Origin of the sequence: Streptomyces sp. Pv4-95 (assembly GCF_045782725.1) — a bacterium.
Classification (GTDB): Bacteria; Actinomycetota; Actinomycetes; order Streptomycetales; family Streptomycetaceae; genus Streptomyces.
The window spans coordinates 3,032,483-3,048,527 of record NZ_CP127172.1; the positions used below are offsets into that span (position 1 = coordinate 3,032,483).

At 70.7% G+C, this 16,045-nt stretch carries 11 protein-coding genes; 5 read left to right on the top strand and 6 right to left on the bottom strand.

The window, feature by feature from the left end:
- Positions 1–38: 38 nt before the first annotated feature.
- From QOM21_RS13310 to QOM21_RS13325, 4 genes are all read right to left on the bottom strand, one after another.
- Entirely contained in the window at positions 39–1,664 is a 1,626-nt protein-coding gene (locus QOM21_RS13310; protein WP_407550109.1) for an ABC transporter substrate-binding protein, read from the bottom strand.
- A gap of 165 nt (positions 1,665–1,829) precedes the next feature.
- Positions 1,830–2,171: an antibiotic biosynthesis monooxygenase family protein gene (locus QOM21_RS13315; protein WP_407550110.1), complete on the bottom strand. Its 342-nt coding sequence runs from the start codon at positions 2,169–2,171 to the stop codon at positions 1,830–1,832.
- A gap of 162 nt (positions 2,172–2,333) precedes the next feature.
- Positions 2,334–4,205 (bottom strand): translational GTPase TypA, encoded by a 1,872-nt coding sequence (gene typA / locus QOM21_RS13320; protein WP_407550111.1) that lies wholly within the window; start codon positions 4,203–4,205, stop codon positions 2,334–2,336.
- A gap of 170 nt (positions 4,206–4,375) precedes the next feature.
- A complete protein-coding gene (locus QOM21_RS13325) occupies positions 4,376–6,871 on the bottom strand; it encodes an ABC transporter substrate-binding protein (RefSeq protein ID WP_407550112.1) in 2,496 nt (831 codons plus the stop codon).
- 379 nt (positions 6,872–7,250) lie between these two features.
- Here QOM21_RS13325 and QOM21_RS13330 point away from each other — a divergent pair, with 379 nt between their 5' ends.
- From QOM21_RS13330 to QOM21_RS13350, 5 genes are all read left to right on the top strand, one after another.
- Positions 7,251–7,547 (top strand): hypothetical protein, encoded by a 297-nt coding sequence (locus QOM21_RS13330; protein ID WP_407550113.1) that lies wholly within the window; start codon positions 7,251–7,253, stop codon positions 7,545–7,547.
- A 72-nt stretch (positions 7,548–7,619) separates the two neighbouring features.
- Positions 7,620–8,447 carry a hypothetical protein gene (locus tag QOM21_RS13335; protein ID WP_407550114.1) on the top strand — a complete coding sequence of 276 codons (828 nt, stop codon included), beginning with the start codon at positions 7,620–7,622 and terminating at the stop codon, positions 8,445–8,447.
- A 34-nt stretch (positions 8,448–8,481) separates the two neighbouring features.
- Positions 8,482–10,434 carry a fumarate reductase/succinate dehydrogenase flavoprotein subunit gene (locus QOM21_RS13340; RefSeq protein WP_407550115.1) on the top strand — a complete coding sequence of 651 codons (1,953 nt, stop codon included), beginning with the start codon at positions 8,482–8,484 and terminating at the stop codon, positions 10,432–10,434.
- The gene (locus QOM21_RS13345; protein ID WP_407550116.1) at positions 10,431–11,228 is read left to right on the top strand and encodes a succinate dehydrogenase/fumarate reductase iron-sulfur subunit; all 798 of its coding nucleotides are present in this window, start codon (positions 10,431–10,433) and stop codon (positions 11,226–11,228) included. The genes QOM21_RS13340 and QOM21_RS13345 overlap by 4 nt, the downstream gene beginning before the upstream one ends.
- A gap of 104 nt (positions 11,229–11,332) precedes the next feature.
- Positions 11,333–12,739, top strand: coding sequence for an amidohydrolase family protein (locus QOM21_RS13350; protein WP_407550117.1), 1,407 nt, complete (start codon positions 11,333–11,335; stop codon positions 12,737–12,739).
- A gap of 48 nt (positions 12,740–12,787) precedes the next feature.
- On the opposite strand, the gene QOM21_RS13355 is transcribed toward QOM21_RS13350, so the two are convergent.
- Both QOM21_RS13355 and QOM21_RS13360 read right to left on the bottom strand, forming a co-directional pair.
- The gene (locus QOM21_RS13355; RefSeq protein ID WP_407555659.1) at positions 12,788–15,454 is read right to left on the bottom strand and encodes a SpoIIE family protein phosphatase; all 2,667 of its coding nucleotides are present in this window, start codon (positions 15,452–15,454) and stop codon (positions 12,788–12,790) included.
- Positions 15,455–15,624: 170 nt separating this feature from the next.
- Entirely contained in the window at positions 15,625–16,014 is a 390-nt protein-coding gene (locus QOM21_RS13360; RefSeq protein ID WP_407555660.1) for an ATP-binding protein, read from the bottom strand.
- Between the last annotated feature and the right edge of the window lie 31 nt (positions 16,015–16,045).

A 16,045-nucleotide genomic window follows, 5' to 3' on the forward strand; every position in this document is an offset into this window, starting at 1 on the left:
GAGTACGAGCGGACCGGGAACGAGCGGGCGCCGCCCCGTCAGCCGACCTTGATCTGCTGGTAGACGGGAACGCTGAACGGGTTCAGGGCGACATCGCTGATCCGGTCGGAATAGCCGCCGCTGCCGTTCTGGTACCAGAGCGGAACGGCCGGCATCTGGTCGGCGAGGATCTTCTCGGCGTCCTGGAATTTCGCCACGGCGTCACCGATGTCCGTCGCGGCATTCGCCTCGTTGACGAGCTTGTCGAATTCGGCGTTGCTGAACTTGCCGTCGTTGGAGGAGGCGTTGGTGTAGTACAGCGGCTGCAGGAAGTTCTGGATCAGCGGGTAGTCCATCTGCCAGCCGGCCCGGAAGGGGCCGGTCATCCGCTGCGCCGTGATCTTGTTGCGGAAGTCGGCGAAGGTGCCGACGAGGGCGCCGACACATGCGTTGTCGCTGTCCAGCGAATTGTTGATGCTGTTGCAGATCGCGTCGACCCAGTCCTTGTGCGACCCGGTGTCGGCGTTGTAGCTGATGGTCATTTTCCCGCCGGGGAGACCGCCGCCTTCTTTGATCAGCTTCTTGGCCTCGTCGGCGTTGAATTCACACGCGTCGCCGCACAGGCCCGCCTTGTACCCGCCGTCCTCCTTGAGCACCGGAGAGGTCCAGTCCGTGGCGGGTGTCCTGGTCTTCTGGAAGATCTCGTCGGTGATCTGCGCGCGGTCGATCGCCATCGAGATCCCGCGCCGGACCTTTTCCTTCCCCGGCCCGTTCCAGTTCTTGTCGTACATGGGGAAGGTGAGTGTCTGGATGATTCCGGCCGGCTGGTTGATGTAGCGGTCGCCGAGGTCTGCCTTGACGTTCTTCAGCTGCGCCGCGGGCACATCGTCGACGAGATCGAGATTGCCCGCCTGAAGGTCGGTGTAGGCGGTGTTGTTGTCGGTGTAGACCCGCAGGTCGATGCCGCCGTTCTGGGCCGGGTCCTTGCCCGGGTACTTCTCCCACTTGCGCATCTTCAACGCGGAGCCCTTGACATAGGAATCCACGACGTACGGGCCGTTGCCGACCGGTTTCTTCACCCAGGCGTCGTGATCGCTGTAGAAGGTCTGCGGAAGCGGCATGAAGGCCGAGTAGCCGAGCGTGTCGGGCCAGCTGGAGAATTTCTGGTTGAGCTTCACGGTGAAGGTCTTGTCGTCCTTCACCGTCAGCCCGGACATCGTCTGGGCCGTCGGGGTGCCGCTCTCCGGGTGGACCTCGTCGAAGCCCTCGATGTACTGGAAGAACGGCGCGTTCTTCTGCTTGTTGGTGAGCAGCGCGCCGTAGTTCCAGGCGTCCACGAAGGACTTCGCGGTGACCTTCTCGCCGTTGCTGAAGGTCCAGCCGTCCTTCAGCGTCACGGTGTAGTTCTGCGAGTCGGACGTCTCGATCTTCTCCGCGATGACATCCTCCGCGGCGCCCGACTGCGGGTTGTACCGCTTGAGACCCCGGAACAGCATCTCCAGGACCTTGCCGCCCTGCACCTCGTTGGTGTTCGCGGGCTCCAGCGGGTTCTGCGGATCTCCCCAGGAGGCGCTGACCACCCCGGCGCTGTCCGCACCGCCGCCGCTGCCGCCGCCACAGGCCGTGGCTGCCAGGGCGAGGGCGACGGCGCCTACGGCCCACTGGGCGCGCGTGGCTCCACGCATGGGTGCCTCCTCAGGTCCTCGGTCACACTTAGCCCACATAAGAACCCAAAAGAGGACGTACTGCACTCCGGCGTTGTCCGCCACTGCTCCGAAAACCCGAGAAACCCCCCGTATGCCCGATCGTGAGCGCCCGCGACCGCCCGCCGCCGGCGCCTGCCGCGCGTCCTACGCGTGGTGCACGGACTCCACCGTGAAGATCCGCGGCTCGAAGCTCTCCGCGATGCCGGCGGCCTGCGTCATGTGCTCGCGCGCCACCGGATCGGCCAGCATCGCCCGGAAGTGCTCCTCGCTCTCCCACTGCGCGTAATTGACGACCCGTTCGCCATCGGTGCTTGCATGGATGTTCGCCGAGAGGAACCCCGGCCGGTCCTTCATCGTCTCCTCGGTCGCCCGGCTCAGCACCGCCACCAACTCCGCCTGCCGCTCGGGCGCGACGACGAAGATGTTGATCAATGTGGCGATGCCCCGGCCGGTCTCGATCTTCGTGATCTTCGTGGTATCCGTCATGCCGCCATCCTGCCAAGGGCCACTGACACCGTGCCGGGGACGCCTCAACCGGCTCGGGCTCCACAGCAGTTCGACGGGCGGCAGGAACGCGGAACGCCCCGCCGGACCAGGGTCCGACGGGGCGTTCTCCGCACCGGGCGCCGAGGGCGCCCGGTGACGGACTCAGCGCTTGGCGCGCGACGCGGAGCGGCCGCGCTCCTTCTGGTCCAGGACGACCTTGCGGATACGCACGGTCTCCGGGGTGACCTCGATGCACTCGTCGTCGCGGCAGAACTCCAGCGACTGCTCCAGGGAGAGCTTGCGCGGGGGGACCACGTTCTCGGTGGTGTCCGCGGAAGCCGCACGCATGTTGGTGAGCTTCTTCTCCTTGGTGATGTTCACGTCCATGTCGTCGGAGCGCGAGTTCTCACCGATGATCATGCCCTCGTACACCTCGGTGCCCGGCTCCGTGAAGATCACGCCGCGCTCCTGGAGGTTGATCATCGCGAACGGCGTCACCGAACCGGAGCGGTCGGCGACCAGCGAGCCGTTGTGGCGGGTGCGCAGCTCGCCGAACCACGGCTCGTGGCCCTCGAACAGGGAGTGCGCGATGCCCGTACCGCGGGTCTGGGTCAGGAACTCCGTACGGAAGCCGATGAGGCCACGCGAGGGGACGATCCACTCCATACGGATCCAGCCGGAGCCGTGGTTGGTCATGGTCTCCATGCGGCCCTTGCGGGTGGCCATCAGCTGCGTGATCGCACCCAGGTGCTCCTCGGGGGAGTCGATCGTCAGGCGCTCGATCGGCTCGTGCAGCTTGCCGTCGACCTCCTTGGTGACGACCTCGGGCTTGCCGACGGTCAGCTCGAAGCCTTCCCGGCGCATGGTCTCGACGAGGATGGCAAGCGCCAGCTCGCCACGGCCCTGGACCTCCCAGGCGTCGGGACGCTCGGTGTCCAGGACACGGAGCGAGACGTTACCGATCAGCTCCTTGTCCAGGCGGTCCTTGACCTGGCGGGCGGTGACCTTGTGGCCCTTGCCGCCCTTGCCGACCAGCGGCGAGGTGTTCGTGCCGATGGTCATGGAGATGGCCGGCTCGTCGACCGTGATCAGCGGCAGCGCGATCGGGTTCTCCGGGTCGGCCAGCGTCTCGCCGATCATGATGTCGGGGATACCGGCTACGGCGCAGATGTCGCCCGGGCCCGCCTTCTCGGCGGGCTTGCGGGTGAGTGCCTCGGTCATCATCAGCTCGGTGATGCGGACGTTGGACATCGTGCCGTCACGCTTGATCCACGCGACGGTCTGGCCCTTCTTCAGCTCGCCCTGCTCGACGCGGAGCAGCGCGATACGGCCGAGGAAGTTGTCCGCGTCGAGGTTGGTGACGTGGGCCTGCAGCGGCAGCGAGTCGTCGTACTGCGGGGCCGGGACGTGCTCCAGCAGCGTGCTGAAGAACGGCAGCAGGTCCTCGCTGTCGGCCGGGACGGTGCCGTCCTCCGGCTTGGTCAGCGACGCGACGCCGTCACGGGCGCAGGCATAGACGATCGGGAACTCGATCTGCTCCTCGTCCGCGTCCAGGTCGAGGAAGAGGTCGTACGTCTCGTTGACGACCTCGTCGATCCGGGAGTCGGGACGGTCGGTCTTGTTGATGCACAGGATGACCGGCATCCGCGCGGACAGCGCCTTGCGCAGCACGAAGCGGGTCTGGGGCAGCGGACCCTCGGAGGCGTCGACGAGGAGGACGACCGCGTCCACCATCGACAGGCCGCGCTCGACCTCGCCACCGAAGTCGGCGTGGCCGGGGGTGTCGATGATGTTGATCGTGACCGGGTCCCCGCCGTCCTTGGGGTGGTACTTCACGGCGGTGTTCTTCGCCAGGATCGTGATGCCCTTCTCACGCTCCAGGTCGTTCGAGTCCATCATCCGGTCGTCGAGATGCTCGGCGGCGTGGGCGGCGAAGGCACCTGCCTGCTTGAGCATGGCGTCGACGAGGGTCGTCTTGCCGTGGTCGACGTGGGCGACGATGGCTACGTTACGAATGTCGTGGCGGGTGGGCATACTGGCGGCGCTTCTCCCGGAATCGTGGGTGGCGACGCGTCCATCCGGTACGCGCGCCTGCCGGGCATGAAGACGCCACGGCCTCACCCCATCGTACGGGGCTGCGGCGGCGTTGGCCGCCCCAGCCCGTACGTACGCCCACTGACCTGCGGTTTCTTACCTATTGTTCGCTATCCCTTGGTGTAGCCGATGTCCTGGAAGCGGGGTGCGGCCAGGCCGAAGGCCCCGACGTTGGCGAGCGACTTCCTGGTGGCCACCAGCTCGGGCCGCTGATACAGCGGAATCGATCCGGCGGCGGCCCAGATCCGGGCGTCCGCCTGCGCCACCAGCTTGCGCGCGGCGCCCTCGTCCAGCTCGGCGGTGGCCTGCTCGAAGAGCTGGTCGATGTGGTCGGTGCCGACCCGGGTGTAGTTCTGCTCGACGGTCAGCGAGCCGTCGGCGGCCGGCTGCGGCTTGGCGTAGATCGGCCGGGCGTCGGTCGCCGGGTAGGCGGTGCCGGGCCAGGAGTAGAGCGCCATGTCGTAGTCGCCGGAGGCGATGTGGTCCTGGAAGTAGCTGGTGTCGGCGACCCGCTGGATCGCGGTCTGCACACCGATCTTGCCGAGCATCCTGGCGATCCGTTCGCCGACCGTGCGCAGCTGCTCGGAGCCCGCGCCGTCGGGAAGCACGAAGCGCAGGGTGAGCGGCTTGCCGTGCTTCTTCAGGACCGGGGCCTTGGCGGCCTTGCGGCCGGGGTCCCGGTCCGCCGGCTGCTTCGCCACCCGGTCCGCCTTGGCGTCGGAGGTGTCGGCGGCCCGCTCGGCGGCGGAGCGGGGGCCCGCGTAGCCCGCCGCCCGTCCGGCCGGCTCCTCGTCCCGGGCGTCGGAGGCGGCCAGCGAGGCCGCCGCCGCGTCACGCTTCGCGGCGGCCTCGGCCTCGCGTGCCTGTGCCGCGGACATCGGCCGGGCGGCCGCACTGCCGCCGGACCCCGGCAGATGCCGCCGCTGGCCCGTCTCGATCATCTCGGCGGCGCCGAGGGCCTTGGCCGCACGCTTCCGGTACCGCTGGGCCTTGGTGTGGGCGCGGGACGAAGTGTCCCCGTCGGCCTTCTCGTCCTGCTCGGCGGCCTCGGCCTTGTAGAAGGAGGCGCTCTGCCGCAGCAGGGCGGCCTGCTGGACCTCGGAGCCCACCGCGCCCGCGGAGGACAGCGGCGCCTCGGCCGCCGCCGGGCGGACGTCCGCCTCGTGGTCGTTGCTCCGGGCGAGGGCGTCCGCGCCGGCCGGCCGCTCGGCGTTGCGGCCGTCGTCGGCCTCGGCGGCCGCGGACGCGGAGGCGGCGGGCGCCGAGGCGTCGTCCTGCTTGGCCGGCTCCGGACTGACGTCCGGCTCGGCGCCGGTGCCCGGCTTCCAGCCCGCCTCGGCGAGGAGGGCCTTGGCGGCGCCGGCGTCGCGGCCGCCGAGCGCGTCGCTGTGGTCCTCGTAGCCGGACTGCCCGGCCATCCGCAGATGGTTGCCGAGCGGCCTGGCGGGCAGTCCGAGCGGCTTGAGGACCGTGTCGGCCAGCGCCTGCCGGTCGATGGCACGGGCCACCGCGCGCCGCACCCGCTCGTCGGTGAGCGGTCCGGTGCTGCCGTTGAGGGCGAGCTGGGTGTACGCGGCTCCCAGGGCCTTGCGGACCGTGTAGCCGTTCAGCGTGGCGTTCTCGGCGGCCGCCTTCGCGTCCGTGCGCTCCCCGGCCGCCTGCGGGCCGGCGTTGCCGGAGTCCCTGCCCTTTCGGGCGGCGGACGCGGCCGCGCGGTGGGCGGAGGCGACCTTGCCGGCGGCCGTCGGGTCGACCTCGGCGACATCGACGCTTCCGGCGGCCAGCGCCGCCGACCGCTTGTCGCGGGGCAGCGCCTGCAGCACGAGCCTGTCGAGCCTGGCGCGCTCGCCCCACCACTGCGGGTTGCGCACCAGGGTGACCCGGCCGCTCCCGGTGTCCTGGCTCTTGATCCGGAACGGTCCGGCCCCGACCTTGAGCTGCTTGCGCGCCGTGTCGTTGAAGGCGGTGGCGTTGCCCATCACGCTCTTGGGATAGAGCGGCGTGAAGAGCGACCGCCAGTCGGCGTACGGCTTGGCGAAGGTCACCTTGACCTCGTGGGCGTCGGCGCCCTTTTGGACCTTCGCGATCCGGTCGTAGCCGACGTTGCGGGCGCTCCAGAAGGCGTTGTCCTTGCCGCGCAGCGCGTGCCACTGGGCGATGAAGTCCGCGGCGCCGACGGCCCGTCCGTCGCTCCACCGCGCCTTCGGGTTGATCTTGTACGTGACGACCTGCTTGGGCTCGCGGGCACTGATGTCCGCGGCCCGGAGGTAGTCCGGGTTGCGCTGCGGTCTGCCGCGCCCGTCGACGGTGAACAGGCTGGGCAGCACGGCACCGGCGATCCGCGCCGTGGTCGTGTCGGCGTCGGCCTGGTACGCGTTGAGCGTGCCGGGCATCGAGTCGACCGCCCAGCGCACGGTGCCGCCGTCCTTCAGCTGGCCGCGTGCCATCCGGCCGATGTCCTGGGATGCAGCGGCGGACGCCTCGGAGTCGTCGCCGCTGCATCCGGTCAGGACGGGCAGCGGGAGCAGCACGCCCGCCGCGATGAGCGCGGCACAGCGGCGCCCGCGGCAGGCCGCGCGGCCTGCAAGGCTGTCGTGGTCGGTCATGACTGTTACCTCCGGGCTCGCCCGTGCCGCGCCGCCGCCCGGGCCCTCTCCGGCGCAACACGTTCGGCCGACTTTGCGGCTCATCACATCTATGGCACCCCCACTGAAGGCGACCGATCCCCGCCCGGGCGCCCGACACGTCGGCCGCCCCTGGAAGGCCACTCGCCCGGCCCAACGCCGGTTACCGGGCGCGCCGGCCGCCCGCGGCACCCGCCCGGCCGCCCGTGCGCGGCCCTCGGCGCGGCCCGGCGCGCGGCAGCCGAAACGCACCGGTTCGTCGCCGTAATCGCGACGGATCCCTTCCCAACCCCGACTGTGACGCGCGACACTCGCAGGCGCATGAGATCGCCCACCACACCTTCGGAGGTGAGGGCACGTCATGTCCCTTCACGATGAACTGACGGCGATTCAACACAGCCTGGACGACCTCGTCCGATCGGTGGCCCGGCTGGAGGAGCAGGTCGGGGCCGGGCTGGACATCCGCCGGGTGCGCAGCGACACCGATCATCTGCGCGAGAGCCTGACCCTGCTGAAGGAGAGCGCCGCGGGGGCCGGCCCCGCCGCCGGACGCCCGGCCCTCGCGATGGTCTCGATTCCCGACACCCCCTACGACTCCACGCTGTGGGCCGACGCCGAGGACGAGGGTCTGGGCGCGCGCGATCGCCGGGCGCCCTAGGAGTCGTCCGACGCCCGCCCTTCTACCCCTTCCAGCCCCGCCCCGACGGAGCGCCCTTCACGGAGACCGACGTTGGCCACTGGCACCGAACCCTCACCGCACACGGGCGCGACGGGCGTGCACGACGCCTCGCGTGCCGCCATCCGCGCCCGCCATCTGCGGACCGACCGCTGGTGGCTGGCCCCGGCCGTCACCGCCGCCGGGTTGCTCGCGTTCGTCGTCTACTCGACGTGGCGGGCCTTCGCGAACGCCGACTACTACAGCGCGCCGTACGTCTCGCCGTTCTACTCGCCGTGCCTGGCCGACAACTGCCGCACCATGCAGGGCGGGCCCAACTGGGATCTCTTCGGCAGCTGGTGGGGCCTGTCCCCCGCGCTGCTGATCCTGATCTTCCCGCTGGGCTTCCGGCTGACGTGCTACTACTACCGCAAGGCCTATTACCGGGGATTCTGGGCGTCGCCGCCGGCCTGTGCGGTCGCCGAGCCGCACAAGAAGTACACCGGTGAGACCCGCTTCCCGCTGATCCTGCAGAACCTCCACCGCTACTTCTTCTACTTCGCGGTGCTGGTCGCCTGCGTGCTGACGTACGACACGGTGCTGTCCTTCCGCGACGAGCACCACGCCTGGGGCCATATGGGCCTCGGCTCGTTGATCTTCCTCCTCAATATCGCGCTGATCTGGGCGTACACCCTCTCCTGCCACTCCTGCCGGCACATCGTCGGCGGCCGGCTGCGGCACTTCTCCCGGCACCCGGTGCGCTACCGGCTGTGGGGCTGGGTCGGGAAGCTCAACGAGCGCCACATGCTGCTGGCCTGGTCCTCGCTGATCAGTGTGGGCCTCGCCGACTTCTATGTGTTCCTCCTGGCCACCGGGGCCTTCGACGATCCGCGGTTCTTCTGAGGACCGCTCCATCCAGTGAAAGGTGTGCCTTCTGATGGCGCATGTGGACCGGCAGGCTTGGGACGTGGTCGTGGTCGGCGCCGGCGGAGCCGGGCTGCGCGCCGCCATCGAGGCCCGCGAGGCGGGCATGCGGACGGCCGTGATCTGCAAGTCCCTGTTCGGCAAGGCCCATACGGTGATGGCCGAGGGCGGCATCGCGGCCAGCATGGGCAACGTCAACGACGGTGACAGCTGGCAGGTGCACTTCCGGGACACCATGCGCGGGGGGAAGTTCCTCAACCACTGGCGGATGGCCGAACTGCACGCCCGCGAGGCCCCGGACCGGGTGTGGGAGCTGGAGACCTGGGGCGCGCTCTTCGACCGCACCGCCGACGGCCGGATCTCCCAGCGCAACTTCGGCGGCCACGAATACCCGCGCCTCGCCCATGTCGGCGACCGTACGGGCCTGGAGCTGATCCGCACCCTCCAGCAGAAGATCGTCGCCCTCCAGCAGGAGGACGAGCGTGAACTCGGCTCCCACGAAGCCCGGTTGAAGATCTTCCAGGAGTGCACCGTCACCCGCGTGCTCACCGAACCGGGCGACGGCGGGCGGGTGGCCGGCGCCTTCTGCTACGCCCGCGAATCGGGCCGCTTCTTCGTGCTGGAGGCCCCGGCCGTGGTGCTGGCCACCGGCGGCATCGGCAAGTCCTTCAAGGTCACGTCGAACTCCTGGGAGTACACCGGCGACGGCCACGCGCTGGCGCTGCTGGCCGGGGCCCCGCTGATCAACATGGAGTTCGTGCAGTTCCACCCCACCGGCATGGTCTGGCCGCCGTCGGTGAAGGGCATCCTCGTCACCGAATCGGTGCGCGGCGACGGCGGGGTGCTGCGCAACAGCGAGGGCAAGCGGTTCATGTTCGACTACATCCCGGACGTCTTCAAGGAGAAATACGCCCAGTCCGAGGAGGAGGGCGACCGCTGGTACGACGACCCGGACCACCACCGCAGGCCGCCCGAGCTGCTCCCCCGCGACGAGGTCGCCCGCGCCATCAACTCCGAGGTCAAGGCCGGCCGCGGCTCGCCGCACGGCGGTGTCTTCCTGGACGTCTCCACCCGGATGCCGGCGGAGGTCATCAGGCGCCGGCTGCCGTCCATGCACCACCAGTTCAAGGAGCTGGCGGACGTGGACATCACCAGCGAGCCGATGGAGGTCGGCCCGACCTGCCACTACGTGATGGGCGGGGTGGAGGTGGACCCGGACACCGCGGCGGCGACCGGCGTGCCCGGTCTCTTCGCGGCCGGCGAGGTCGCGGGCGGCATGCACGGCTCCAACCGGCTGGGCGGCAACTCACTGTCCGACCTGCTCGTCTTCGGCCGGCGGGCGGGTCTGCACGCGGCCGGGTACGCCGCGGCGGCGGCCGACCGGCCGGCCGTCGATCCGCTGCAGATCGACGCCGCCGAAGCCGAGGCGCTGCGCCCCTTCAGCGCCGAGGACGCACGCCAGGACGCCGGACGGGACGCGGGCCCGGCCGAGAACCCGTACACCCTGCACCAGGAACTCCAGCAGGCGATGAACGACCTGGTCGGCATCATCCGCAAGGGGGGCGAGATGGCCGAGGCGCTGGACCGGCTGGCGGACCTGCGGGTGCGGGCCCGGCGGGCGGGCGTCGAAGGGCACCGCCAGTACAACCCCGGCTGGCACCTCTCCCTCGACCTGCGCAACATGCTGCTGGTCAGCGAGTGCGTGGCCCGGGCGGCGCTGGAGCGCGAGGAGAGCCGTGGCGGGCACACCCGCGACGATCATCCGGAGATGGACCGGCGCTGGCGCAACGTCAATCTGGTCTGCCGGCTCGCCGATCCGCTCGACGACCGGGCGGACGCGGACCCGGCGCTGGGCCGGATCCGGCTCACCCGCCGGGAGACCCCGCCGATCCGCCCCGATCTTCTCGCGCTCTTCGAACGGGACGAGCTGGCCAAGTATCTGACGGACGAGGAGCTGAGCCGGTGAGCGGGCAGCAGGAAGCGGAGCGGTCCGACGCCTACACGGCGCACTTCAAGGTGTGGCGCGGGGACCCGGAGGGCGGCGGCCTGGAGGACTTCCGGGTCGAGGTGAACGAGGGCGAGGTGGTGCTGGACATCATCCACCGGCTGCAGGCGACCCAGGCGCCCGACCTCGCGGTCCGCTGGAACTGCAAGGCGGGCAAGTGCGGTTCGTGCAGCGCGGAGATCAACGGCCGGCCGCGGCTGCTGTGCATGACCCGGATGTCGGTCTTCGACCGGGCCGAGACGGTCACCGTCACCCCGATGCGGGCCTTCCCCGTCATCCGCGATCTGGTGACGGATGTGTCGTTCAACTACGAGAAGGCGCGGGAGGTCCCGGCGTTCGTGCCGCCGGCGGGGCTGGCGGCCGGTGAGTACCGCATGCGGCAGGAGGATGTGAACCGCTCGCAGGAGTTCCGCAAGTGCATCGAGTGCTTCCTGTGCCAGGACACGTGTCATGTGGTGCGCGATCACGAAGAAAACAAGCCCGCCTTCGCCGGTCCGCGCTTCCTGATGCGGGTCGCCGAGCTCGACATGCACCCGCTGGACGCCGCCGCCGACTCCGGCCTGGACCGCAGGCGCACCGCCCAGGACGAGCACGGCCTGGGCTATTGCAACATCACCAAGTGCTGTACGGAGGTCTGCCCGGAGCACATCAAGATCACCGACAATGCGCTGATCCCGCTGAAGGAGCGCGCCGCGGACGCCCGGTACGACCCGCTGGTGTGGCTCGGGAGCAAGATCCGGCGGCGGCGCGAATGACTCCTTCGCGCCCGAGGGGGGCCATTCCGGCATGATCTGACGGGCCATCACTTGGCTGGATCTTGTCTCACGGCGCGGCCTCGCCTCCGCGATATACAAACGGAATGAACTTTCCGAAAATGAGCCGGCGTCGGCTCCTCGCCGGCCTGGGCGGCGTCCCCCTGGCGGCCGGGCTGCCCGCCGCGCGCGACGATCGGGCCGCGCGGCCGGGCGAGGCACCGGCGGAGAGGCGGACGACCGTGCTCCGCGGCGCGGACCTCGCACTCACCATGGACCCCGAGGTCGGCGACGGCCCGCTGGGCCTGCTGGAGGACGGCGTCGACGTCGTCATGCGGGACGGCACGATCGCGGCGGTGGGCCGGGCCCTCGACGTGCCGCCGGGCGCGCGGGTGGTCGACGCCGCCGGCACCTTCGTCCTGCCGGGGTTCGTCGACCTGCACAACCACCTGTGGCAGTCGAGCATCCGCGGCGGCTGCGCCACCCAGGACGTGCAGGGCTGGCTGGCCGCCTGCAACCGCAGCACCCTGCCCAAGATCGACGCCCAGGACATGTACCGCTTCGTCCATCTCGCGGCCCTCGACGCCCTCCAGACCGGCGTCACCACCCTCGTCGACTGGGTGCACGCGATCCCCTACGACACCAGCGCCTCCTACATCAGCGCCCTGGACGACTCCGGGCTGCGGTTCGTCTACGCGATGGCGCAGAGCGCCGCTGACCGCGACCTCCTGCCCCGGGTCGCCAAGGAGCTGCTGGGCCCGCTGCCGCTGGCGTCGGCCCAGGTGTCGGCGCATGCCGGGATGTCGCTCCTCAAGGAGGTGCGCCTGCTGCACGAGACGGCCCGTGACATGGGAGTGATGTTCAACTGCCATGTCCTGGAGCACCGCGGCGACCGCGCCGAGGAACCGATCCGTGCCCTGCGCACGGCCGGTGCGTTCGGCCCCGACCTGCTGATGAACCACGCGATCCACCTCACCGACGAGGAGATCGCGCTGACCGGCGAACACGACGTACGGGTGGCCCACTGCCCGCTTAGCAACATGCGGCTGGCCTCGGGCATCATGCCGCTGCCCGCCCTGCACCGGCACGGGGTGCGGGCCGGGCTCGGTCACGACGGCGGGACGAACGACACCTCGGACATGTTCGGCGTGATGAAGGCGGCCGTCGGCCTCCAGCGGGCGCGGCACGAGGACGCCGAGATCCATCCGACGATCCCGGCCGTCCTGCGCATGGCGACACTGGGCGGCGCGGAGTGCATCGGGATGGCCGACCGGGTCGGATCGCTGACCCCGGGCAAGCGCGCCGACGTCGTCGTCCTGGACCCCGGCACGCTCAACTTCGCCCCGCGCTTCGACCGGGTGAGCCAGATCGTCCTCAACGGCCAACCACCCAACGTCCGTGACATCTTCATCGACGGCCGCCTGCGGAAGTTCCGCGGCGAACTGGTGGGGGTGGACACCGAGCGGGTGGTCCGCGAGGCGGAGAAGGCGGCCGCGCACCTGCGCGCGTCCTGACCCCCGCCACGGTCGAGGTGCCCCGGCCCCGGGGCACCTCCACCCGACTCAGAACAGGCTCAACAGCGCTTCCGTCGGATCCGGTGCCGCCGACTCGCCGTCGGGCAGGGCCAGTTCGAACCAGACGGTCTTGCCGCGCGGGGTGCGGCGACTGCCCCAGCCATCGCTGAGCAGGCCGACCAGCTGCAGTCCGCGGCCACCCTCGTCGGTGTCCCGGGCGCGCCGACGACGGGGCTGGGCGAGGTCGGCGTCCCACACCTCGCAGACCAGGGTGCGATCCAGCAGCAGCCGCAGCCTGATCTCCCCGTGGCCGTGCCGCAGCGCGTTGGTCACCAGCTCGCTGACCAGCAGCTCCGTGGTGTCCACCAGGGCTTCCAGGCCCCAGTCGGTGAGCTGGTCGCGGGCCAGCTCACGGGCGCGGGCGACCGAGCGGGCGTCGGGCGCCAGATTCCAGTCGCCCACCGCGTCCTTGGGCAGGCCGTGCACCCGGGCCATCAGCAGCGCGATGTCGTCCTCGCCGTGCGAGGTGTCCATGACGCTCAGGACGTGGTCGCAGGCGTCCTCCAGCGGGCGGTCGGCGTCCGAGAGCGCCGCCCGGAAGGCCCGCAGGCCCTCCTCCAGGGGATGCTCGCGGGACTCCACCAGGCCGTCGGTGTAGAGGGCGAGCAGCGCGCCGTCCGGGAGGTCGACCTCGATCTCCTCGAAGGGCTCCCCGCCGACGCCCAGCGGCATCCCCGGCGGTACGTCGAGCAGCAGGGCGTCCTCGCCGTCCTCGACCAGCACCGGGGGCAGATGTCCGGCGTTGGCGAACGTGCAGCGCCGGGTCACCGGGTCGTAGACCGCGTAGACGCAGGTGGCCAGATAGACCTCGGAGAGATCCGCGGCACCGGCTGCGCGGGCCGTCTCCGCCGAGGAGCCCGACCGGCCGCGTGAGGACCGCGCGCCCGTCCGGCCGTCACCCCCGCCGCCGAGCCCCCGCGCGATCTCGTCCAGCGCCGAGAGCACCTCGGCCGGCTCCAGATCCAGCAGCGCCAACGTCCGCACGGCGGTGCGCAGTTCACCCATCGCCACGGCGGCGCGCAGCCCGCGGCCCATGACGTCGCCGACGACCAGCGCGGTGCGGTGGCCCGGCAGCTCGATGACGTCGAACCAGTCGCCGCCGACCTCGGTGGCGGTGGTTCCGGGCAGATAGCGGCAGGCGATGTCGAGGCCGGCGGCCTCCGGGTCGCCGGGCGGCAGCAGGCTGCGCTGCAGTATCAGCGCGCGCTCGTGTTCGCGGCGGTAGAGACGGGCGTTGTCGATACAGACCGCGGCGCGCGCGGCCAGTTCGACGGCGAGCGCGGTGTCGCGCTCGCCGAACGGTTCACTGCCCTTCGTACGGGAGAACTGCACCAGCCCGACGACGGTGTCCCGGGCGACCATCGGCACCGCGAGGGTGGAGTGCACCACCGCGCCCAGCTCCTGCCGGTCGTCGCACTCCCGGCTCGGGATGATCTGCGCCTGCCCGGTACGGAGGGCGCCGGCGCACGGGGAGTTGAAGGGGTAGCGGTGGACCGCGCCGACGGCCACCGGGTCCTGACTTCCGTCCGGGGAACAACAGGTGGACGTGGCGAGCGGGGCGTCCGACACGGCACTGGCGAACGCGACCCTGCGCAGCTCCGCGCTGCCGTCGCTCATGCCGGGCGGGGCCTCGTCGCCGGCCAGCAGACCTTGGTAGAGGTCCACCGACGCCAGATCGCAGAACTGCGGGACGGCGACGTCGAGCAGCGTGCGGGCGGTGGTCTCCAGGTCCAGGGAGTTGCCTATCCGGGCGCCGGCCTCGTTGAGCAGCGCGAGGTTGCGCCTGGCGTTGGCGGCTTCCCGTTCGGCGCGCCGACGGCCCGTCACATCGGCGGCGAGCGCCGCGATGCCTATGGGCCGGCCGCTGGCGCCGTGCAGCCGGTAGAGGGAGATCGACCAGCGACGGCGCTCCTCCTCGCCGGGCACCAGACCGACCACCTGCATCTCGGCGACCGACTCCCCGGTCTCCAGGACCCGGCGCAGCGCGGCGGTCAGCCGGTCGGCCTCGCCGGGCGGCAGGAAGTCGTGCGGGCTGCCGCCGCGGTACTTGTGGGCGGGCCCGCCGAAGACCGTGGCGAACCGCTCGTTGACCCGCATCAGCTTCAGATCCGTGCCGAACAGGGTGAAACCCATGGGAGATTGACCGAAAACGGCCTGCGCGGCCGCGAGGTCGGTCTCGATGCCCCGCAGTGCCCGGACGTCGACGACGAGGCAGACCGCGGCGCGCTCGCCGAGCTCCGTCTCGGACGGCATCACATAGATCTCCGCGAGCCCCTCGGCCTGGCCGCCCTCTTCCCTGCGGTAGGGCACCAGACCGGTCCACTCGCGGCCGTCGAGGATCTCGGAGACCTTGCGGTGCCCGGTCTCGCGCAGTTCGCCGGGGACGAACGCCTCCACGGGGTCCTTGCCGACGGCGTACTGCGCGGGGATGCCGAGCATGTCCGCCGCGCGCTCGCTCCACTGGTCGATGCGCCCGTCGGGCCCCAGCGAGAACGAGGCCACCCGGATGTAGTCGTAGATCGATCCGGGTTGGCTGCTCTGCCAGATCGGCAGACCGTGCGGGTCCCGCGCATGCGGGCGTGCACCTGGGCCACCGGGGCTGTCCGCACCGCCCTGACCATCGGCCTGCGCGGGTCCTGCCCCGCCAGATGACATCTCGCTCACGAGCCCCGTCCCCTCCAGCTCATCGTGCCCGGACCGGACCAGCCGAGTATCCAGCACCTCGGCTATCCGGAACACGGTCTTCACGATCACAGCACAGTCTCGATCGCAGGCCATCGACGGGATGTCGATGAAATGGCAACGATCAGGACTTCATCTGTCTCCTAACCAGCCACCGACAGCTCGAACCACACTGTCTTGCCACTCTTTCCCCGCCGGGTGCCCCAGCGCCGCGAACTGCAGGCGACCAGCTGCAATCCACGACCGCCCTCGTCGTCGGGGGACGCGGTGCGCTCAAGGGGCGGATCGGGCAGCGGATCGCTCACCTCGACGAGCAGTCCGCCGCTGCTGAGCAGCACCATGCGGACGCCGATCGGCCCGCTGGCGTGGCGCAAGGAGTTGGTGACGAGCTCGCTGACGAGCAGCACGGCCACATCCACGGCGCCGTCGACCCCCCAGTCGTCGAGCACCTCCCGCACCGCGCTGCGAGCGGTGCGCACCGCGCCCGGATCGGCCGGGAAACTCCATTCCGCAATCGGCGAACCGGAGGCCATGCCGCGTCGGCGGGCACCGGAAGAGGCCGCC